At 70.4% G+C, this 21,988-nt stretch carries 17 protein-coding genes; 15 read left to right on the top strand and 2 right to left on the bottom strand.

The features are described 5' to 3' along the window. Nucleotides 1–257: 257 nt before the first annotated feature. From typA to QC282_RS07410, 11 genes are all read left to right on the top strand, one after another. Entirely contained in the window at nucleotides 258–2,165 is a 1,908-nt protein-coding gene (gene typA, locus QC282_RS07360; RefSeq protein WP_279548399.1) for a translational GTPase TypA, read from the top strand. Between the two features lie 635 nt (nucleotides 2,166–2,800). Continuing rightward, entirely contained in the window at nucleotides 2,801–4,417 is a 1,617-nt protein-coding gene (locus QC282_RS07365; protein WP_279548400.1) for an ABC transporter substrate-binding protein, read from the top strand. 131 nt (nucleotides 4,418–4,548) lie between these two features. Beyond that, entirely contained in the window at nucleotides 4,549–5,478 is a 930-nt protein-coding gene (locus QC282_RS07370; RefSeq protein WP_279548401.1) for an ABC transporter permease, read from the top strand. Next, entirely contained in the window at nucleotides 5,471–6,445 is a 975-nt protein-coding gene (locus tag QC282_RS07375; protein ID WP_279548402.1) for an ABC transporter permease, read from the top strand. Before QC282_RS07370 ends, QC282_RS07375 begins: the two co-directional genes overlap by 8 nt. Before the next feature lie 17 nt (nucleotides 6,446–6,462). After that, on the top strand, nucleotides 6,463–7,515 hold the full coding sequence (locus QC282_RS07380; protein WP_279548442.1) for an ABC transporter ATP-binding protein: 1,053 nt from the start codon (nucleotides 6,463–6,465) through the stop codon (nucleotides 7,513–7,515). Beyond that, nucleotides 7,508–8,656 (top strand): dipeptide ABC transporter ATP-binding protein, encoded by a 1,149-nt coding sequence (locus tag QC282_RS07385; protein ID WP_279548403.1) that lies wholly within the window; start codon nucleotides 7,508–7,510, stop codon nucleotides 8,654–8,656. Before QC282_RS07380 ends, QC282_RS07385 begins: the two co-directional genes overlap by 8 nt. Nucleotides 8,657–8,870: 214 nt before the next feature. Next, a complete protein-coding gene (locus QC282_RS07390; RefSeq protein WP_279548404.1) occupies nucleotides 8,871–10,505 on the top strand; it encodes an ABC transporter substrate-binding protein in 1,635 nt (544 codons plus the stop codon). Between the two features lie 9 nt (nucleotides 10,506–10,514). Then, a complete protein-coding gene (locus QC282_RS07395) occupies nucleotides 10,515–11,438 on the top strand; it encodes an ABC transporter permease (protein WP_279548405.1) in 924 nt (307 codons plus the stop codon). After that, entirely contained in the window at nucleotides 11,431–12,420 is a 990-nt protein-coding gene (locus tag QC282_RS07400; protein ID WP_279548406.1) for an ABC transporter permease, read from the top strand. The genes QC282_RS07395 and QC282_RS07400 overlap by 8 nt, the downstream gene beginning before the upstream one ends. 6 nt (nucleotides 12,421–12,426) lie before the next feature. Further along, nucleotides 12,427–13,410: an ABC transporter ATP-binding protein gene (locus tag QC282_RS07405; protein ID WP_279548407.1), complete on the top strand. Its 984-nt coding sequence runs from the start codon at nucleotides 12,427–12,429 to the stop codon at nucleotides 13,408–13,410. Then, the gene (locus tag QC282_RS07410) at nucleotides 13,403–14,443 is read left to right on the top strand and encodes a dipeptide ABC transporter ATP-binding protein (protein ID WP_279548408.1); all 1,041 of its coding nucleotides are present in this window, start codon (nucleotides 13,403–13,405) and stop codon (nucleotides 14,441–14,443) included. The genes QC282_RS07405 and QC282_RS07410 overlap by 8 nt, the downstream gene beginning before the upstream one ends. Before the next feature lie 288 nt (nucleotides 14,444–14,731). Here the strand turns inward: QC282_RS07410 and QC282_RS07415 are convergent, their stop codons facing one another. Then, on the bottom strand, nucleotides 14,732–16,849 hold the full coding sequence (locus tag QC282_RS07415; protein WP_279548409.1) for a prolyl oligopeptidase family serine peptidase: 2,118 nt from the start codon (nucleotides 16,847–16,849) through the stop codon (nucleotides 14,732–14,734). A 156-nt stretch (nucleotides 16,850–17,005) separates the two neighbouring features. Between QC282_RS07415 and QC282_RS07420 the strand changes: the two genes are divergently transcribed. The 4 genes from QC282_RS07420 (at nucleotide 17,006) to QC282_RS07435 (ending at nucleotide 20,879) form a co-directional block, all read left to right on the top strand. Then, a complete protein-coding gene (locus QC282_RS07420) occupies nucleotides 17,006–17,200 on the top strand; it encodes a hypothetical protein (protein ID WP_279548410.1) in 195 nt (64 codons plus the stop codon). A 30-nt stretch (nucleotides 17,201–17,230) separates the two neighbouring features. Then, nucleotides 17,231–18,094 carry an N-acetyl-1-D-myo-inositol-2-amino-2-deoxy-alpha-D-glucopyranoside deacetylase gene (gene mshB, locus QC282_RS07425; protein ID WP_279548411.1) on the top strand — a complete coding sequence of 288 codons (864 nt, stop codon included), beginning with the start codon at nucleotides 17,231–17,233 and terminating at the stop codon, nucleotides 18,092–18,094. After that, a complete protein-coding gene (locus QC282_RS07430) occupies nucleotides 18,091–18,501 on the top strand; it encodes a DUF6113 family protein (RefSeq protein WP_279548412.1) in 411 nt (136 codons plus the stop codon). Before mshB ends, QC282_RS07430 begins: the two co-directional genes overlap by 4 nt. 197 nt (nucleotides 18,502–18,698) lie before the next feature. After that, nucleotides 18,699–20,879 (top strand): hypothetical protein, encoded by a 2,181-nt coding sequence (locus QC282_RS07435; RefSeq protein ID WP_279548413.1) that lies wholly within the window; start codon nucleotides 18,699–18,701, stop codon nucleotides 20,877–20,879. Nucleotides 20,880–21,131: 252 nt separating this feature from the next. On the opposite strand, the gene QC282_RS07440 is transcribed toward QC282_RS07435, so the two are convergent. Continuing rightward, a complete protein-coding gene (locus QC282_RS07440) occupies nucleotides 21,132–21,983 on the bottom strand; it encodes a transglutaminase-like domain-containing protein (RefSeq protein WP_279548414.1) in 852 nt (283 codons plus the stop codon). Nucleotides 21,984–21,988: the final 5 nt, after the last annotated feature.

Here is a 21,988-nt window from a genome sequence, read left to right on the forward strand (position 1 = left end):
CTTCGGCCCGTCCGGCGTCTGAGGACGGGGCCGCAGACCGAAGCGGAGCCGCTGGGGGCGGCAGCCCCCAGCGGTCCCGCAGCAGCGCCGGACGCACCGGAAAGCCCACGTGAGCTGCCCTCGGAGTCACCCGGCAAGCCCTTGCGGCAGCGGCCCCGTACCATGGGGTGAGGCCGTGGCATGTTCAGCCCGGCAGGGCCCGCGCACCGCAGGCGTTCGCGCAGGGCATTCCTCAGCACTCCGGGAGTACGCCTTATATGGCCACGCGCCACGACATCCGCAATGTCGCCATCGTCGCTCACGTCGACCACGGCAAGACCACCATCGTCGACGGCATGCTGAAGCAGGCGGGTGCCTTCGCCGCCCACCAGCTCGACTCCGTCGACGACCGCATGATGGACTCGAACGACCTGGAGCGTGAGAAGGGCATCACGATCCTCGCCAAGAACACCGCGGTGAAGTACCACCCGAAGGACGGCGGGGACCCGATCACGATCAACATCATCGACACCCCCGGCCACGCCGACTTCGGCGGCGAGGTCGAGCGCGGCCTGTCGATGGTCGACGGCGTCGTGCTCCTCGTGGACGCGTCCGAGGGCCCGCTCCCGCAGACCCGCTTCGTGCTGCGCAAGGCGCTCCAGCAGCGGCTGCCGATCATCCTGTGCATCAACAAGACGGACCGGCCGGACTCCCGGATCGACGAGGTCGTCAACGAGACCTACGACCTCTTCCTCGACCTGGACGCCGACGAGGAGCAGATCGAGTTCCCGATCGTCTACGCCTGCGGCCGTGACGGCGTCGCGTCCCTGACCAAGCCGGACGACGGCACGGTCCCGGCCGACTCCACCAGCCTGGAGCCGTTCTTCTCCACGATCCTGGAGCACATCCCGGCGCCGACGTACGACGAGACGGCCCCGCTCCAGGCGCACGTGACGAACCTGGACGCGGACAACTTCCTCGGCCGTATCGCGCTGCTGCGCGTCCACCAGGGCGAGTTGAAGAAGGGCCAGACCGTGGCCTGGATGAAGCGCGACGGTTCCGTGACCAACGTGCGCATCTCCGAGCTGATGATGACCGAGGCGCTCACCCGCAAGCCCGCCGAGAAGGCCGGCCCGGGCGACATCTGCGCCGTCGCCGGTATCCCGGACATCATGATCGGCGAGACGCTGGCCGACCCGGAGAACCCGGTCCCGCTGCCGCTGATCACGGTCGACGAGCCCGCGATCTCGATGACCATCGGTACGAACACCTCGCCGCTGGTCGGCCGCGGCGGCACCGGCAAGGGCGCCGACGCGAAGGCGGCCGTCAAGGACCGCAAGGTGACCGCCCGCCAGGTCAAGGACCGCCTGGACCGCGAGCTCATCGGCAACGTCTCGCTCCGCGTCCTCGACACCGACCGTCCGGACGCCTGGGAGGTGCAGGGCCGCGGCGAGCTGGCGCTGGCCATCCTGGTCGAGACGATGCGCCGGGAGGGCTTCGAGCTGACCATCGGCAAGCCGCAGGTGGTCACCAAGGAGGTCGACGGCAAGGTCTACGAGCCGGTCGAGCGCATGACGATCGACGTGCCCGAGGAGCACATGGGCGCGGTCACGCAGCTGATGGGCGTCCGCAAGGGCCGGATGGACAACATGTCCAACCACGGCTCGGGCTGGGTGCGCATGGAGTTCGTCGTGCCGTCCCGCGGTCTCATCGGTTTCCGGACCGAGTTCCTGACCCAGACCCGCGGCACGGGCATCGCGCACTCCATCCACGAGGGCCACGAGCCCTGGTTCGGCACCCTGCAGACCCGTAACAACGGCTCCCTGGTCGCCGACCGCGCCGGCGCCGTCACCGCGTTCGCGATGACGAACCTCCAGGAGCGCGGCGTGCTCTTCGTGGAGCCGGGCACCGAGGTGTACGAGGGCATGATCGTCGGCGAGAACTCCCGCTCCGACGACATGGACGTCAACATCACCAAGGAGAAGAAGCTCACCAACATGCGGTCGTCCACGGCCGATGTGGCGGAGTCGATCGTCCCGCCGCGCAAGCTGTCGCTGGAGCAGTCCCTGGAGTTCTGCCGCGACGACGAGTGCGTCGAGGTGACCCCGGAGGCCGTCCGGATCCGCAAGGTGAACCTGGACGCCCGTGAGCGCGCCCGCGCCGCGAGCCGCGCCAAGCACGGCTGACGCCGGCTCCGGCCTGACACCGGGCACCCCGCTCGCCGCGGGGTGCCCGGCGTCGTTGTGGCGGAGAGTGAAGAGGAGGGTAGGGAAAACCCTCTAATTGTTCAGGACGCCCGGTGGGGGGTCCGCGCGGCCACTACCCTGCTGCGGAAAGTCACCTGTGCGCGGGCCGTGCGAGGCGGGCGACCGTCCTGAACGGTTCTTCCGCGGCGGCGCGTTGAGTGTGCGACAGGTACCTGCGCGGGCCGGTGGGCATGCCGAACGGCACCCAGCACACCGGGCACCGTACGCGCAATTGGTTTTTCGCTCCCATGCGTCCGGAATGCGGACACCTGTTACCGATAGATGTGTAACAAGTCCGTTTCGCAGGGATCTTTCACCAAACCCTTTGTCCGGATTTTGGAAGATGTAGGCGCGAGCTGTGATCGAACCGAGACCTCAGGAAGGTGGTTCGGTGTTGGCTCTTGGCAGATAGTTAGGCGCGTAGAGCTCGGATGAACGGGGCACGCGCTGCAGGCGGCGCCGACTCACGAGCACGGGGGCACCTGACTATCTCCGGCACCGGCGACGGGCGGTTGGCGGCGACGTGTCGCGTGCTCCCCTTTGCGGTGAACCAATGGACTCATGAGGAGGAACCCATGCGTGGTGCCAAGAGCGCCAAGTGGGTCGCGGGCGCAATAACCGTTGCTCTGGCTGCCACTGCTTGTGGCGGCGGCGACGGTGACAGCGAGGGACAGAAGAAGGGCTCCGGGCCCGCAGGCTACGTCTCGATCGACGTCGGCGAGCCGCAGAAGCCGCTGATCCCGGCCGACACCAACGAGTCCAACGGCTCGTACGTCATCCAGTCCCTGTTCACTCAGCTCCTGGACTTCGACGCCAAGGGCGAGATCGTCTACACGAACGCCGAGTCGGTCGAGACCGAGGACTCGAAGACGTGGACGGTCAAGCTGAAGAAGGGCTGGAAGTTCCACAACGGCGAGGACGTGACGGCCAAGTCGTACGTCGACGCGTGGAACTGGTACGCCAACATCAAGAACAACCAGCAGAACTCGTTCTGGTTCGCCGACATCAAGGGCTACGAGGACGTCCACCCCGAGAAGGGTGACCCGAAGGCCGACGCCATGTCCGGTCTGAAGGTCGTGGACGACCACACCTTCACGATCGAGCTGAACGAGCGCGTCCCGTACTTCAACTACAAGCTGGGGTACTCCACCTGGGCGCCGCTGCCCAAGGTCTTCTACGACGACCCGAAGGCCTTCGGCCAGAAGCCGGTCGGCAACGGTCCCTACGAGTTCGAGAAGTGGGACCACAAGAAGCTCATCCAGGTCAAGGCGTACGCGGACTACAAGGGTCCGAACAAGGCCGCCAACAAGGGTCTGCAGTTCAAGAACTACTCGACCCTCGAGGCCGCCTACAAGGACGTCGTCTCCGGCAACCTGGACATCATCCGCCAGGTCGGCCCGACGGACCTGCCGAAGTACAAGCAGGACCTCGGTGACGGCGCCATCGAGCAGCCGTACGCGGCCATCCAGTCCCTGGTGCCGGCGTTCTACAGCAAGACGTTCAAGGACATCGACCCCAAGGTGCTGCAGGGTCTGTCCATGGCGATCGACCGGGACACGATCACCAAGACGGTCCTGAACAACACCCGTACGCCGGCGACGAGCTTCACCCCGCCGCAGGTCAAGGGCAACCAGGACCTGGGTACGGACGTGTTCACGTACGACCCGGCGAAGGCCAAGAAGCTCATCGAGGAGGGTGGCGGCGTCCCGGGCAACAAGTTCACCATCCAGTACAACAGCGACGGCGGCCACAAGGAGTGGGTGACCGCGGTCTGCGAGTCCATCCGCAAGGCCACCGGCGTCGACTGCGTCGGCGACCCGAAGCCCGACTTCGCCACGGACCTCGAGGCCCGTGACAACGACGAGGTCAAGGGCATGTACCGCGGTGGCTGGGTGGCGGACTACCCGGTCAACGTGAACTTCATCAAGGAGCTCTACCACACCAACGCCGAGTCCAACAACGGTCGTTTCTCCGACAAGGAGATCGACGCGCTGATGGCGGAGGGTGACAAGGCCGAGTCCCTGGAAGAGTCCGTGAAGGCCTACCAGGAGGTCGAGAAGAAGCTTCTCGAGAAGATGCCGGCCATCCCGCTCTGGTACTACCGCATCAACGGCGGCCACGGTGAGGCGGTCGACAACGTCAACGTCGACTTCCACGGCGACATCGAGCTCGCCCAGGTCACCGTCAAGTAAGAGGTCACGGGCCTCAACGCATTCGGCCGTTGACCGCCGCCGCCCCTCGGGCGGCGGCGGGAGGCCGATGGGGGCTGTTCCCTCGGGGACGGCCCCCCTTCGGCCGTAGCACACCCCTCACGGAGGCACGCATGGGGCGTTATGTCGCACGACGACTGCTCCAGATGATCCCGGTATTCATCGGGTCCACCTTGTTGATCTTCCTCATGATGTACGCCCTGCCCGGTGACCCCGTCAGAGCCCTCATGGGAGATCAGGCGTTCGACCCGGCGGTCGTCGCGAACATCAGAAAGGACCTCGGGCTCGACCTGCCCATCTGGCAGCAGTACGCCAACTACCTGGGCGGTCTGGTGCAGGGCGACTTCGGCACGGAGATCGCCAGCCAGCGACCCGTCGCCGACATCATCGCCGACGCGTTCCCGGTCACCATCCGGCTCACGCTGTTCGCGTTCGCCTTCACGGTCCTCGTCGGTGTCGGCCTCGGCATCGTCGCCGGTCTGCGCCCGGACACGCTGCAGGACCGCGGCCTGCTGACGCTGACCCTGGTCCTCATCTCGATGCCGTCCTTCGTGCTGGGTTTCCTGATGCAGTACCTGTTCGCCTTCCAGTGGCAGATCACCACGCCGACGGTGCGCGACTCCGAGAGCTTCAGTGAACTCCTGCTGCCCGCCATCGTGCTGGGCTCCCTCTCCCTCGCCTACGTGGCGCGTCTGACGCGTACCTCGATGGCGGAGAACCTGCGCGCCGACTACATGCGCACCGCGGTCGCCAAGGGCCTGCCCAAGCGCCGCATCGTCGGCGTGCACCTGATGCGCAACTCGCTCATCCCGGTGGTCACCTTCCTCGGCACCGACATCGGCAACCTGATGACCGGCGCCATCGTCACCGAGGGCATCTTCAACGTGAAGGGCGTCGGCAACGCCATCTACGAGGCGCTCATCCGCCGCGAGGGCGCGACCGTCGTCGGCATCGCCTCGTTGATCGTCCTGGTCTACCTCGCCACCAGCCTGCTCGTCGACCTGCTGTACGCGGTCCTGGACCCGAGGATCCGGTATGCCTGAGAAGACCGCCGAACCCGCGAAGACCGACACCGACCAGCCGCCGGTGACCGCCAAGGACCCCGCGCCGGCCGCCGCCGTCGTCGAGCCGAACGCCTCGTCCGCGAAGGCCCGCAGCCTGTGGAGCGACGCCTGGTACGACCTGCGGCGCCGGCCCATGTTCCTGGTGTCCTCCGCGCTCATCGTGCTGCTGCTGGTCATGTCGATCGCGCCGGGCCTGTTCACCAGCGCCTCGCCGCGCGACGCCGACCTGGCCGCCCACTACCTCCAGCCGCCGAACTGGGGCCACTTCTTCGCCGAGGACTGGCTCGGCTACGACGGCCAGGGCCGCTCGATCTACGCCCGCATCGTCTACGGCGCCCGTGCCTCGATCCTCGTCGGCGTCGGCGTCACGATCCTGGTGACCGTGCTCGGCACGATCATCGGCATGATCGCCGGCTACTTCGGCGGCTGGATCGACAGCCTGCTGTCCCGCATCACCGACGTGTTCTTCGGCATCCCCTTCCTGCTGGGTGCCCTGGTCGTCCTCACGACCTTCGAGAACCGCACCGTCTGGGTCGTGATCCTGGCGCTGGCCTTCCTCGGCTGGACCCAGATCGCCCGTGTCGCCCGCGGCGCGGTCATCACCGTCAAGCAGGCCGACTACGTCGTCGCCGCCAAGGCGCTGGGTGCCTCCACCAGCCGCATCCTGTACCGACACATCCTGCCGAACGCCCTCGCGCCGATCATCGTCGTCGCGACCATCGCCCTGGGCGGTTACATCGCGGCCGAGGCCACGCTGTCCTTCCTCGGCGTCGGTCTGGCCGAGCCGACGGTCTCGTGGGGTGTGGACGTGTCCGTCGGCCGCTCGCAGCTGCGCAACGCGCCGTTCACGCTGATCATCCCCTCGGTGATGGTCTCGATCACGGTGCTCTCGTTCCTCATGTTCGGCGATGCGGTACGCAACGCCCTCGATCCCAAGCTGCGCTGAGGGAGGCGTACGTGACCATCATCGACGAAACGGCCGGCAGCCCCGCGCCGGACGGCGCGCAGGACGCGGCCCGTCCCCTTCTCGAAGTCCGCGACCTGCACGTCGAGTTCCACACGCGCGACGGCGTCGCCAAGGCCGTCAACGGCGTCAACTACTCGGTCGACGCCGGTGAGACGCTCGCCGTGCTCGGCGAGTCCGGCTCAGGCAAGTCCGTGACCGCGCAGGCGGTCATGGGCATCCTCGACATGCCGCCCGGCCGCATCCCGAAGGGGGAGATCCTCTTCCGCGGCCAGGACATGCTGAAGATGTCCGGCGAGGAGCGGCGCAAGCTGCGCGGCCGCAAGATCGCCATGATCTTCCAGGACGCGCTGTCCTCGCTCAACCCCGTGCTCTCGGTGGGCTACCAGCTCGGCGAGATGTTCCGCGTGCACCAGGGCCTGTCCAAGAAGGACGCCAAGGCCAAGGCCATCGAGATGATGGACCGGGTGAAGATCCCGGCCGCCGCGGCGCGGGTGGGCGACTACCCGCACCAGTTCTCCGGCGGCATGCGCCAGCGCATCATGATCGCGATGGCGCTGGCCCTGGAGCCGGACCTGATCATCGCCGACGAGCCCACCACCGCCCTCGACGTGACGGTGCAGGCCCAGGTCATGGACCTGCTGGCCGAGCTCCAGCGCGAGTACCACATGGGCCTGATCCTCATCACCCACGACCTCGGTGTGGTCGCCGACGTCGCGGACAAGATCGCCGTGATGTACGCGGGCCGGATCGTGGAGCAGGCCCCGGTCCACGAGCTGTACAAGCGCCCGGCGCACCCGTACACCAAGGGTCTGCTGGAGTCGATCCCGCGCCTGGACCAGAAGGGCCAGGAGCTGTACGCGATCAAGGGCCTGCCGCCGAACCTGACGCGCATCCCGAGCGGCTGCGCGTTCAACCCGCGCTGCCCGAAGGCCCAGGACATCTGCCGTACGGACATCCCGCCGCTGCACCCGGTCACCGAGCCGGACGGGTCCGAACTGGTCGGCCGTGCGTCGGCGTGCCACTTCTGGAAGGAGACGATCCATGGCTGAGCTCAGCAAGAGCGACGAGCCGCAGGACGCCACGCCCAACGTCTCCGAGGTGGACGTCGTGGACGCCGCGTCCGAGACGGCGGCGGTCGCCGCCATCGAGGCGCCGGTCGAGCGGGGTGAGCCGATCCTCCAGGTGCGCAACCTGGTCAAGCACTTCCCGCTCACCCAGGGCATCCTGTTCAAGCGGCAGATCGGCGCGGTCAAGGCCGTCGACGGCATCTCCTTCGACCTGTACCAGGGCGAGACCCTGGGCATCGTGGGCGAGTCCGGCTGCGGCAAGTCGACGGTGGCCAAGCTCCTGATGAACCTGGAGCGGGCCACGGCCGGCGAGATCTTCTACAAGGGCCAGGACATCACCCGGCTGTCCGGCAGGGCCCTGAAGGCGGTCCGCCGCAACATCCAGATGGTGTTCCAGGACCCGTACACGTCGCTGAACCCGCGTATGACGGTCGGCGACATCATCGGGGAGCCCTTCGACATCCACCCCGAGGTGGCCCCGAAGGGCGACCGCCGCAAGCGCGTCCAGGACCTCCTGGACGTGGTCGGCCTGAACCCGGAGTACATCAACCGCTACCCGCACCAGTTCTCCGGCGGTCAGCGCCAGCGCATCGGCATCGCCCGCGGCCTGGCCCTGAACCCCGAGATCATCATCTGCGACGAGCCGGTCTCCGCGCTGGACGTGTCCGTGCAGGCGCAGGTCATCAACCTGATGGAGCGACTGCAGGACGAGTTCAACCTGTCCTACATCTTCATCGCGCACGACCTGTCCATCGTCCGGCACATCTCGGACCGGGTCGGTGTGATGTACCTCGGCAAGATGGCCGAGATCGGCACGGACGAGCAGATCTACGACCACCCGACGCACCCCTACACCCAGGCGCTGCTGTCGGCGGTCCCCGTGCCGGACCCGGAGGCCCGCGTCCACCGCGAGCGGATCATCCTCACCGGCGACGTGCCGTCCCCGGCCAACCCGCCGTCGGGCTGCCGCTTCCGCACCCGCTGCTGGAAGGCGCAGGACAAGTGCGCCGAGGAGGTGCCCCTGCTGGCGGTCCCGGAGCGCTTCAAGGGCACGGACACCCCGGCCGCCCACGAGTCGGCCTGCCACTTCGCGGAGGAGAAGGACGTCGTCCACGCGGCCTGACACCCTTTCGTCTCCCACCCGGTTCCCGGCATCCCCTCAGGGGGTGCCGGGAACCGGCGTTTTCCGCCCGCGTCCCCCGTCCCCGCCCCGCCGGGGACCCGTACGGCGGGAGTGCGTGTGCGGTGTGCGCTTTCTGGGTTGATATTGGCCGGAAAGGATCAGTGCTTCGGCGCTGGCGGCAGCGCACACCTGCGTACGTACGAGGAGGCACTCCATGCGCGGAGCCACGCACGCCAAATGGGCCGCTTGCGCGGCGGCCGCAGCGCTCGCGGCGACGGCCTGCGGCGGGGGCGGGGGCGGCGGCGGTGCGGGCGACGCCGGGGCGGTGCTCAGCTCGTCCTGGGGCGACCCGCAGAACCCGCTGGAGCCGGCCAACACCAACGAGGTGCAGGGCGGCAAGGTCCTCGACATGATCTTCCGGAACCTGAAGAAGTACGACCCGGAGACCGGCGAGGCCAAGGACATGCTCGCCGAGAAGATCGAGACCAAGGACTCGCAGACCTTCCACGTCACCGTCAAGGACGGCTGGACCTTCAGCAACGGCGAGAAGGTCACCGCCAAGTCCTTCGTGGACGCCTGGAACTACGGCGCCGGCCTGGAGAACAACCAGAAGAACGCCTACTTCTTCAGCTACATCGAGGGCTACGACAAGGTCCACCCCGAGGACGGCGGCAAGCAGAGCGCCGAGACGATGTCCGGACTCAAGGTCACCGGTGAGCGCACCTTCACCGTCAGGCTCAGCCAGAAGTTCTCCACGTTCCCCGACACCCTCGGCTACAACGCCTTCGCCCCCCTCCCGCGCGCCTTCTTCGAGGACCACGACGCCTGGCTCGCGAAGCCCGTCGGCAACGGCCCGTACACCGTGCAGTCGTACGCCAAGGGCTCCCAGATGTCGCTGCGCAAGTGGGACAAGTACCCCGGCAGCGACAAGGCCCAGAACGGCGGCGTCGACCTCAAGGTCTACACCGACAACAACACCGCCTACACCGACCTGATGGCCGGCAACCTCGACCTCGTCGACGACGTCCCCGCCGCCCAGCTCAGGAACGTCGAGAAGGACCTGGGCGACCGGTACATCAACTCACCCGCCGGCATCATCCAGACGCTCGCCTTCCCCTTCTACGACAAGAACTGGGGCAGGGCCGGAATGGAGAAGGTCCGCCGCGGCCTGTCCATGGCCATCGACCGCGAGCAGATCACCAAGACGATCTTCCACGACACCCGCACCCCCGCCACCGACTGGACCTCCCCGGTGCTCGGTGAGGAGGGCGGCTACCGGGCGGGCCTGTGCGGCGAGGCCTGCGAGTACCGGCCCGACGAGGCGAAGAAGCTCATCCAGGAGGGCGGCGGCCTCCCCGGCGGCCGGGTCAGGATCACCTTCAACGCGGACGCCGGCTCCAACAAGGAATGGGTCGACGCCGTCTGCAACTCCGTCAACAACGTCCTCGGCAACGACCGCGCCTGCGTCGGCAACCCCGTCGGCACCTTCGCCGACTTCCGCAACCAGATCACCGACCAGAAGATGAGCGGCCCGTTCCGCGCCGGCTGGCAGATGGACTACCCGCTCATCCAGAACTTCCTCCAGCCGCTCTACTACACCAACGCCTCCTCCAACGACGGCAAGTGGAGCAACGACGAGTTCGACAAGCTCGTCGACCGGGCCAACGCCGAGGCCGACACCGCCAAGGCCGTCGAGCTGTTCCAGCAGGCCGAGGAGGTCGTCCGCGACAACATGGCCGCCATCCCGCTCTGGTACCAGAACGGCAGCGCCGGCTACTCGGAACGGCTGTCCGGCGTGAAACTCAACCCCTTCAGCGTCCCCGTCTACGACCAGATCAAGGTCGGCTGAGGCGGCGCCATGGGACGGTACGTCGTCCGGCGCCTGCTCCAGATGATCCCGGTGTTCGTGGGCGCCACCCTGCTGATCTTCCTGATGGTCAACGTCATGGGCGACCCCGTCGCCGGCCTGTGCGGCGACCGCGAGTGCGACCCGGCCACCGCCGCCCAGCTCAGGAGGGAGTTCGGCCTCGACAAGCCCGTCTGGCAGCAATACCTGACCTACATGGGGAACGTCTTCACCGGCGACTTCGGCACCGCGTTCAACGGCCAGAAGGTCACCGAGCTGATGTCGACGGCGTTCCCCGTCACCATCCGCCTGACCCTCGTCGCCGTCGTCCTCGAAATCGTCATCGGCATCACCCTCGGCGTCGTCACCGGCCTGCGCCGCGGCCGGCCGGTCGACACGGGCGTCCTCGTCCTGACCCTCGTCGTCATCTCCGTGCCCACCTTCGTCACCGGCCTGCTGCTCCAACTGCTCCTCGGCGTCCAATGGGGGTGGATCAAACCCTCGGTGTCCCCGGAGGCCACCGTCGGCGAGCTGATCGTCCCCGGCCTGGTCCTGGCCTCCGTGTCGCTGGCGTACGTGACCCGGCTGACCCGCACGTCCATCGCGGAGAACCGCCGCTCCGACTACGTCCGCACCGCCGTCGCCAAGGGCCTGCCGCGCCGCCGCGTCGTCACCCGGCACCTGCTGTGCAACTCGCTCATCCCCGTCGTCACCTTCATCGGCACCGACGTCGGCGCCCTGATGGGCGGCGCGATCGTCACCGAGCGGATCTTCAACATCCACGGCGTCGGCTACCAGCTCTACCAGGGCATCCTGCGCCAGAACACCCAGACCGTCGTCGGCTTCGTGACCGTCCTCGTCCTCGTCTTCCTGGTCGCCAACCTCCTCGTCGACCTCCTGTACGCCGTACTCGACCCGAGGATCCGCTATGCCTGAGCCCTACGAACCGGAGCGCGCCATCGCCGGGACGGGCATGGGCGGCGCCATGGACCTCGCCGCGAGCGAGGCGGAGACCCTGGAACGGCAGTCACCGGCCGCCCCCGGCGGACGGCCGCCCGGCGGCCCCGAGGGCAAGCCGCGCAGCCTGTGGTCCGACGCCTGGCGCGACCTGCGCCGCAACCCGGTGTTCATCGTCTCCGGCCTGCTCATCGTCTTCCTCGTGGTCATCTCCCTGTGGCCGTCCCTGATCGCCTCGGGCAACCCCCTCAAGTGCGAGCTGGCCAAGGCCCAGGAGGGCTCCCGGCCGGGCCACCCCTTCGGCTACGACGGCCAGGGCTGCGACGTCTACACGCGCACCGTCTACGGCGCCCGCACGTCCGTCACGGTCGGCGTCCTGGCCACGCTCGGCGTCGCCGTCCTCGGCAGCGTCCTCGGCGGCCTCGCCGGGTTCTTCGGCGGGGTGTGGGACGCGATCCTGTCCCGCATCACGGACGTGTTCTTCGCGATTCCGGTCGTCCTCGGCGGCCTGGTCCTGCTCTCCGTCGTCACCAGCAACACCGCCTGGCCCGTCATCGGGTTCATGGTGCTGCTCGGCTGGCCGCAGATCTCCCGCATCGCCCGCGGCGCCGTCATCACCGCCAAGCAGAACGACTACGTCCAGGCCGCCCGCGCCCTCGGCGCCTCCCACTCCCGGCTGCTGCTGCGGCACATCACGCCCAACGCCGTCGCGCCGGTGATCGTGGTGGCGACCATCGCGCTCGGCACCTACATCGCCCTGGAGGCCACCCTGTCGTACCTCGGCGTCGGGCTGAAACCGCCCACGGTGTCCTGGGGCATCGACATCTCCGCCGCGTCCCCCTACATCCGCAACGCCCCGCACGCCCTGTTGTGGCCCTCCGGGGCGCTGGCGGTCACCGTCCTCGCGTTCATCATGCTCGGCGACGCGGTGCGCGACGCCCTCGACCCGAAGCTGAGGTGAGCCGCCGTGCTGCTCGAAGTGCGCGACCTGCACGTGGAGTTCCACACCCGGGACGGCGTCGCCAAGGCCGTCAACGGCGTCACCTACGGCGTCGAAGCGGGCGAGACGCTGGCCGTGCTCGGCGAGTCCGGCTCCGGCAAGTCCGTCACCGCGCAGGCGATCATGGGCATCCTCGACATGCCGCCCGGCCGGATCACCGCGGGCGAGATCCTCTTCCAGGGCCGCGACGTGCTGAGGCTGAAGGAGGACGAACGCCGCAGGATCCGGGGCGCCGAGATGGCGATGATCTTCCAGGACGCGCTGTCCTCGCTCAACCCCGTGCTCTCCGTGGGCGACCAGCTCGGCGAGATGTTCGTCGTGCACCGCGGCATGTCGAAGAAGGACGCCCGCGCCAAGGCCGTCGAGCTGATGGACCGCGTCCGCATCCCGGCCGCCAGGGAGCGCGTGGGGCAGTACCCGCACCAGTTCTCCGGCGGCATGCGCCAGCGCATCATGATCGCCATGGCGCTGGCCCTGGAACCGGCCCTCATCATCGCCGACGAGCCCACCACCGCCCTCGACGTCACCGTCCAGGCCCAGGTCATGGACCTGCTCGCGGAGCTCCAGCGCGAGTACCGCATGGGCCTCGTCCTCATCACCCACGACCTCGGCGTGGTCGCCGACGTCGCCGACCGGATCGCCGTGATGTACGCGGGCCGCATCGTGGAGTCCGCGCCCGTCCACGACATCTACAAGGCGCCGGCCCACCCGTACACGCGCGGCCTGCTGGACTCCATCCCGCGCCTGGACCAGAAGGGCCAGGAGCTCTACGCCATCAAGGGCCTGCCGCCCAACCTCACCCGCATCCCGCCCGGCTGCGCCTTCCACCCGCGCTGCCCGATGGCCCGCGAGGTGTGCCGCACCGACGTGCCGCCGCTGTACGAGGTGACCGACTCGGACGCCGACCGCGGGAGCGCCTGCCACTTCTGGAGGGAGTGCCTGCATGGCTGAGCCGATCCTCGAGGTGAGCGGGCTCGTCAAGCACTACCCGCTCACCCGGGGCATCCTGTTCAAGAAGCAGGTCGGCGCGGTGAAGGCCGTCGACGGCGTCGACTTCGCGCTCGCCCGGGGCGAGACCCTCGGCATCGTGGGCGAGTCCGGCTGCGGCAAGTCGACGGTCGCGAAGATGCTGGTCAACCTGGAGCGGCCGACGGCCGGTTCGATCCGGTACAAGGGCGAGGACATCACCCGGCTGTCCGGGCGCGCCCTGAAAGCGGTCCGCCGCAACATCCAGATGGTGTTCCAGGACCCGTACACCTCGCTCAACCCCCGCATGACCGTGGGCGACATCATCGGGGAGCCCTTCGACATCCACCCCGAGGTGGCCCCGAAGGGCGACCGCCGCAAGCGCGTCCAGGAGCTGCTGGACGTCGTCGGTCTGAACCCGGAGTACATCAACCGCTACCCCCACCAGTTCTCCGGCGGCCAGCGCCAGCGCATCGGCATCGCGCGGGGGCTGGCGCTGCGGCCCGAGGTGATCGTCGCCGACGAGCCGGTCTCCGCCCTGGACGTGTCCGTGCAGGCCCAGGTCATCAACCTGATGGAGCGTCTGCAGGACGAGTTCGACCTGTCCTACATCTTCATCGCGCACGACCTGTCGATCGTCCGGCACATCTCGGACCGGGTCGGCGTGATGTACCTCGGGCGCATCGTGGAGACCGGCCGGGACGCCGAGATCTACGACCACCCGACCCACCCCTACACCCAGGCGCTGCTGTCGGCCGTGCCCGTGCCCGATCCGGAGGCCCGCGAGCACCGGGAACGGATCATCCTCTTCGGCGACGTCCCCTCCCCGACGAACATCCCGTCCGGCTGCCGGTTCCGCACCCGCTGCTGGAAGGCGCGGGAGCGCTGCGCGGTGGAGGTGCCGGCGCTCGCGGTCCCCGAGGAGTTCCGGCGCGCGGGCGGACCCGCGGCCCACGACTCGGCCTGCCACTTCGCGGAGGAGAAGCGGGTGGTGCCCCCGGAGCCGACGGGCGCATAACCGCACATACAGGCACGAACGTCGTTAACACACAGGCAACTTGGCCGACCCGGTCCCGATATACGGACGCGGCACGCTGAACAGCGTACGGCCGTGCGGGTGCCGTAAACGGGCCGGGGCGCGCCATGTCGCCCCGGCCCGTTGCCGTGCGCGGCGGGTCGGCCGGCGGCGCGATCGCGGGGTGCGGCCCGAGCGCGGGCCGGCGTGCCGCCGGAGCGGCACGGGTGGACGCGGCACCACCCCGTCGGCGCCGGGTCGCGCCGGTGCCCCGACGGGCCCGCCGACGCCCTACGCCATCCCCAGCGACCGCTTCAGGAAGTCCACCTGAAGCAGCAGCAGGTTCTCCGCGACCTGTTCCTGCGGGGTCATGTGCGTCACGCCGGACAGCGGCAGCACCTCGTGCGGGCGGCCGGCGGCCAGCAGGGCCGAGGACAGCCGCAGCGCGTGCGCGACGACCACGTTGTCGTCGGCGAGGCCGTGCACGATCATCAGCGGCCGGTGCGGCTCGGCGGGGGAGGACAGCCCCTCGTCGGTCACCAGGGAGCTTTTCGCGTACGTCTCCGGGTCCGCCGCCGGGTCGCCCAGGTACCGCTCCGTGTAGTGCGTGTCGTACAGCCGCCAGTCCGTGACCGGCGCGCCCGCGATGCCCGCGTGGAAGACGTCCGGGCGGCGCAGCACCGCCAGCGCGGCCAGCCAGCCGCCGTAGGACCAGCCGCGGATCGCCACCCGGGACAGGTCGAGCGGGTGGCTCCCGGCGAGCGCGTGCAGGGCCTCCACCTGGTCGTCGAGGGAGACGGTGAAGTCGCCGTGGACGGCCTTCTCCCAGGCGGGGGAGCGGCCCGGGGTGCCGCGCCCGTCGGCGACGACCACCGCGAAGCCCTGGTCGGCGAACCACTGCGAGGTCAGGTGCGCGTTGTGCGCGGCGACCACCCGCGGACCGTGCGGACCACCGTAGGGATCCATCAGAACCGGCAGGGGGGTGTCACCGTCGTAGTCCCGAGGCATAAGCAGGGCGCATGGGATACGCCGTGCGCCCCCCTGAGTGAGCAGCAGGCGCGGCGACATCCCGGGGTCCTCCGCGTACGAGGCGATGTCCGCTGCCTGCTTGCCGTACCGCAGCACCCGGACCCGCGCACCCGGCCGGTCCGGCGCCGCCGACACCAGCACGGTCACGTCCCCGGAGCGCACCGCCGCGTGCACGCCCGGCTCCTGCGACAGGCGCTCCACGCCCAGCTCGTTCACCCGGTACACGTGCACCTCACCGGTTTCCGGCTCGGCCGCCTCCTCGCCCGCCGACGCCTGGACCAGCACGTCGTCGGCGGTGACGTCCAGCACCGCGCGGACGTGCAACTGTGGTCCGGTCAGCGGCCGTTCACCCACCGCGAGCACGCGTGCGCCACCCTCGTCGGCGATCCGCACGAGCTGTCCGGAAGGGCTCCAGCACGGCACCCCGGCGAAAAGTTCCAGCCAAGTTGGATCTTCGTCCGCGTGCACCATCCGGGTCGTCCCGGACTCGGTGTCCACGGCCAGGAACAGCTGGCTGCGCTGGTCGCGAGCCTGCACGAGGAGCAGTGGCGCACCCGCCGCTGACCAGTGCACACGCGCCAGATACGGGTAGCGCGCCCGGTCCCAGGAGACCTCCGTGCGCGCTCCGTCCAGGCCGATCAGGAACAGCCGTACGTCCGCGTTGGCGGTGCCGGCCGCCGGGTACGGGACGTGTTGTGGCTCACGTTCCGGATGAGCCGGGTCGGAGATCCACCAGCGCCGTACCGGAGTGTCGTCCACGCGCGCCACGAGCAGCCGGTCGGACTCCGGCGACCACCAGAAACCCCGCGAACGCCCCATCTCCTCGGCCGCGACGAACTCCGCGAGACCGTACGTGACACCGTCACCGTCCGGCTCCGCCAGCGCCCGGTCCGCCCCGCCCTCGGCCTCCACCACCCGAAGCGCGCCCCGCGCGGCATACGCGACGTGCCGTCCGTCGGGGGAAGGGCGCGGGTCGATCACCGGTCCGGGAACGCGCAGTTCACGAGCCGTGCCGACGCGCAGCTCCGCCGTGAAAAGCCGCCCTGACAAGGCGAAGGACGCCAACTCCACGGCCGCGTCGGTGGCGTAGCCGACGATGCCGGCACCGCCCTCACGGCTGCGCTCGCGCCGGGCCCGCTCCTCGGGCGAGAGGTTCTCCGAGGCGCCGCCCAGCAGTGCCCGCGGGTCGGCCGCGACGCGCTCGGCGCCGTCCAGGACGTCGAGCACCCACAGCGAACTCGCCCTGTCCGTACCGGAACCGGAGCGCAGGAACACGACACGTTCACCGTCGGGCGCCACGGTGAACGAACGCGGCGCGCCGAGCGTGAACCGCTGGGTGCGCGCGTGCCGCCTGGGGAAGGAGTCAGCCTCGGTCGTCATGCCCCGACCATATTGGCCATGCGCCCCCTTGTGTTGCCGTGCGCCGATCGATGCACACGTACGGATAGTTATGATCAGTGGCGCACAGTGGGTAAGAACCTGCTTGTCCCACATATCAATCCCCCGCGTCCCCTGGGTCCTTGGAGGTGAGCCGCCGTGGCACTCTCGATTTCGGCGGTGGTGCTGCTGGCGATCATCGTCTTCTTGCTGATCAAGAAGTCAGGACTGAAGGGAGGTCACGCGGTCGTCTGCATGCTGCTCGGCTTCTATCTCGCCTCCTCGACCGTGGCGCCGACCATCAGCGACCTGACGACGAGCGTGGCGAGCATGATCGGCAGCATCAAGTTCTGACCGGGACCCCCGCCTCGTAGGGTGGGACCCATGACGCAACTGCCAGCCCGGCGTCTGCTGCTGGTGCACGCGCACCCGGACGACGAGTCGATCAACAACGGCGCGACCATGGCCAGGTACGCGGCCGAGGGTGCCCATGTGACCCTGGTCACCTGCACCCTCGGCGAGCGCGGTGAGGTCATCCCGCCCGAGCTCGCGCACCTGACCGGCCCCGCCCTCGGCGAGCACCGGCACCGCGAGCTCACCGAGGCGATGCGCGCCCTCGGCGTGCGGGACTTCCGCCAGCTCGGCGGCCCCGGCCGCTACCGCGACTCCGGGATGATGGGCCTGCCCGACAACGACGACCCCGACTGCTTCTGGCAGGCGGACGTCGACGAGGCCGCCGCCCATCTCCTGGAGGTGATCCGCGAGGTGCGCCCCCAGGTTCTCGTCACCTACGACCCGGACGGCGGCTACGGCCACCCCGACCACATCCAGGCCCACCGCGTCGCCATGCGCGCCGCGGAACTCGCCGAGGACGCCGGCACGCCCATCGCCAAGATCTACTGGAACCGCGTGCCCCGCACCGTCGGAGAGGCCGCCTTCGCCCGGCTCGGCGACGACCTGCCCGGCCTGCCCGGGGGCAAGGCCGGCGCCCTCGACGACGTCCCGGGCGTCGTCGGCGACGACCTGATCACCGCCGAGATCGACGGCACCGCCCACGCCGCCGCCACGGCCGCCGCGATGCGCGCCCACGCCACCCAGATCGAGGTGGCCGAGCCCTACTTCGCGCTCTCCAACGGACTCGCCCAGCCGCTGTTCACCACCGAGTACTACGAACTGGTGCGGGGCGAGCGCGCCGCCGGGCTGCGGGAGACCGACCTGTTCGCCGGCACCGGGGAGGCGGCGGCATGAGCGACCGCACTCCGGCGATGGCCCGGCCGCTGCGCCCGCCGGCCGCCGGACGGGCCTTCGCCTACCTCCTCCTCTTCCTGCTGGGCGGCGTCGTCGCCGTGGCCGGGGCGCTGGTGCAGCCCGCGTGGTTCCCGGGCGGGCTGCTGCTCGCGCTGGCCGCCGAGGCCGGGCTCTGCCTGGGTGCCGCGCGCGCCCTCGGCAGCCGGGGCGGGGCCGCCGCCCCCGCCGGCGGCTGGATGCTCACCGTCATCCTGCTCACGGCCAGCCGCCCCGAGGGCGACTTCATGTTCGGCGCGGGCAGCGGTGCGTATCTCTTCCTGCTCGGCGGCATGGCCGTCGCTGTGATGTGTGCCACGCTCGCGCCCGTGCGGCAACCCGACGGGGCTCCCGCCCGACTTGGGAAGTGACGTACCACTTCGCCGTGACACGCGCGTGGGCATCCGGTGTGGGTTTCCCCAGCGGTCATGGGATACGGGCCAGAAGTGGCCAGTATGGTGGTGCGCGCCGCCGAGCTTCCCCCGAGCTCCCGAGTCCGCTCGGGCAGGGGGAGCCCCCCAGCGTGAGGTGACGTGACGGGCGGCGGAGCCAACCGGGAGAACCTGCCTTGAGTCGTGAAACTGACAGTCCGTCCACCGGGCCCAACGGGCGCGGCGGAGCCGCATACCCCTCGGGCACCCCGCCGTACGGCACCCCGACGGGGGCCGACGGCGGTGCGGAGGCGGGCCGTTCGGCCACGCAGCCGGAAGAGCGCAAGACCGAGACCCAGCTGACGACCCGGGTCCGGATCAACATCCCCGGGTCCCGGCCGATTCCGCCGGTCGTCGTGCGCAAGCCCGTCGGGGACTCCGACGGCGGCAGGGCCGACCAGGACGCCGAGTCCGCGCCCGCCCCCGCCTCCGGTCCGGCCGCTTCCGCGGCGCCTCCCGCCGCGCCCGGCCCGCAGGCCGAGGAGAAGACCAGCGACTGGTTCGCGCCCCGCAAGTCCGTGTCCCCCAAGGGTGGTCAGGGCGCAGGCGCCGCCAACGGCGCGGGCCGGCCCGGCGGTTCGGCCGCCCCGGCCGGTCCGGGTCCGGCGGCGGCCGGTTCCGGTGCGTCCGGCGCGGGTGCGGCACGGCCCGGTGGCGCGGCCGGCTCCATGAACGCGCCGGGCGGCGCCCGGCCCGGCGGGGCGAACGGCGCCGGGAGGTCGGGTGCGACCGGCGGACCCGTGGCGCCCGGACACGGCGGCGGCACCGGCTCCTTCGACGTGACCGAGGCGCTGGCCGCGGGCCCGCTCGGCGGTGGCCCCCGTCCGGGCCCGGACGCCGACGCAGGCCGCGACGGCCTGCCGTACTTCGCGGACGGCGGGCACGGCGAGCAGACCGGCCGGCAGCCCCGCGTCGACCAGAACGGCCGGCCGGTCCACGGCGGGCCCCACGACTTCACCGACCCCGGTCCTGCCGGACCCACCGGCGGCCCGGTCACCGGCGGCAGCGCGCTGACGCCGCCGCTCGGCACGGGTCCGGGCGGCCTCGGTGGCCCCGGTCTGATCGGCGGCCCCGGCGGCCCCGCGGGTCCCGGCGCGGCGCCCGGCTCCGGTCACGGCCCCGGTGGCGGGCTCAGCGACGACACCGCGATCCTCACCCCGCAGAAGCCGGCCCCCGAACCGGACGGCCACGGCTACGGTCACCCCGGTGACAACGTCTCCGGACACACCCTGACCAGCGGCATCCCGGTCGTCCCGACCGACCGCAACGCGCCCTACGGATCGGACGTGCCCTCCGACGGTCCGCTGCGGCACACGCCCCCGAAGCTGCCCGACCCGGTCCCGCCGCCGTCGGCGAGCTCGGCGAAGCCGCCGAAGAAGGGCCGCAACAAGCTCGTGCTGCTGTGCGGCGGCGTGGTCTTCCTCGCCGGTGTCGCCTACGGCGCCGGCCTGCTGATGAACCACTCGGACGTGCCCAAGGGCACCACCGTGCTCGGCGTCGACATCGGCGGCGGCACCCGGGACGACGCCGTGGAGAAGCTCGACGCGGCCTTCGAGGACCGGGTGGCCAAGCCGCTGAAGCTGACGGTGAGCGGCAGGACCGTGGAGCTCACGCCGGACCAGGCCGGGCTCCAGTTCGACATGCAGGCCACGGTCGCCGAGGCGGCCAAGAGCGACTACAACCCGGTCTCCGTGATCGGCTCCCTGTTCGGCAACCACCGGGTCGTCGAGCCGGTCATGCCGGTCGACGAGGAGAAGCTGCACGCCGCCCTGCAGGACGCGGCCGGCGGGTCCGGTTCCGTGACCGAGGGCACGATCAGGTTCGAGTCGGGCCGGGCCGTGCCCGTGTATCCCAAGGCGGGCAAGGGCATCCACGTCGCCAGGGCCGCCGGTGTGGTGGAGCAGGCCTACCGCGGCCAGGTCGAGACCGGCGCCTTCTCGCCGGTGAACGTGCCGACGAGCATCCAGCAGCCCAAGGTCTCCAAGGCCGAGGTCGACCGGATGATGAAGGAGTTCGCCGAACCGGCGATGTCGGCCAACGTGACCGTGCAGACCGACGCGGCGCACTCGGTCCCGATGAGCCCGCAGAAGTCCCTGTGGAAGTTCCTCAGGGTCGAGGCCGTCAACGGCAAGCTGGTCGACAAGCCCGACCTGGCCGCCCTGAAGAACCTCTACGGCCAGGCGTTCGACGACGTGCGCATCACCCGGGGCAACGGCGAGAAGACGCCGGTCACGCCGCAGGACGTCTACGTCGCCCTCCGCCAGGTACTGACGAGCAGGACCGACCGCGTCGCCGTCATCGAGACCAACCCCAACTGACGCACCGATCGCCCAGGGCACCCGGCAACCGTCGGGTGCCCTGTGCTCTGTGTATCTGTGCCCTTGTGCCCTGCACGGGGTGCGGCCGTGCCGGGTCCGCTGCCGTGGGGCGGAGGGCCCGGAGGCCTTGTCGGCGCGCGGCCGGCGAAGGGATGCGGTGCCGCCGTGTGCGGCCTACTCGGGTGCACCGCCGCCGCGCGGCCCGCTGGGCGGCGGGTCCGGACGGCGCGGGTCCGGACGGCGGCGCGCGCCTCAGTTCAGCTTGGCGCGGGCCACCCGCGCCTCCCCGCGCACCTTCTCGGCGGCGCCCTCGTCCACCGCCGCCACCAGATCCGCGTAGGCGTCCAGCTCCGCGGCGCCCGCGAGGAACTCGCCCCGCTGCACCAGCAGCAGCGCCCGCTCGTAGCGCAGCCGGGCCGGGTGCGCGGGCAGCAGCAGCGACAGCTCCAGCGCCCACAGCGACACGTCGGAGCGCTCCGGCCGCGCGGCGGCCCACGCGCGGATGTTGTTCAGGATCCGCAGCACGACCTCCAGCGGCCGCGCCGGTTCCAGCATCGACGGATCAAGCGGCGTCCCCGTCGACCCCACGACCAGCAGCTCGGCGTCCGGCCCGGTCAGCACCCGCCCGCCGTCGAACGGGTCCGCGAGCACCTGATCCTCCGCAGGCCCGAACCCGACGACGAAGTGCCCCGGCAGCGCGACCCCGTACACCGGCGCCCCCGCCCGCCTGGCCACCTCCAGCCACACCACCGACAGCAGGATCGGCAGCCCGCGCCGCCGCTGGAGCACGTCGTGCAGCAACGACGACTCCAGGCGCCGGTAGTCGCCCGGCGTGCCGTGGAACCCGCACCGCTCGCCGAGCAGGTCCCGCAGCGCCCCCGCCCAGGCGCGCGGCCCGCCCGGCCGGTACGGCAGCAGCCCGGCCAGCCGGTCCAGCTCGATCTGCGCGGCGTCGATGCCCGTGTCGTCCAGCGTGGCGTCCCCCGACGCGCCGATCAGCAGGCACAGCAGCGACAGGTCGGGGCGCTCGGAGCGGGCCTCGGCGGCGAACCGGTCACGCAGTTCGGCGGACCGTTCCGGGGGCGGCGGGAAGGGAGGACGCATAGCAG

Origin of the sequence: Streptomyces sp. DH24 (assembly GCF_029813775.1) — a bacterium.
GTDB lineage: Bacteria > Actinomycetota > Actinomycetes > Streptomycetales > Streptomycetaceae > Streptomyces.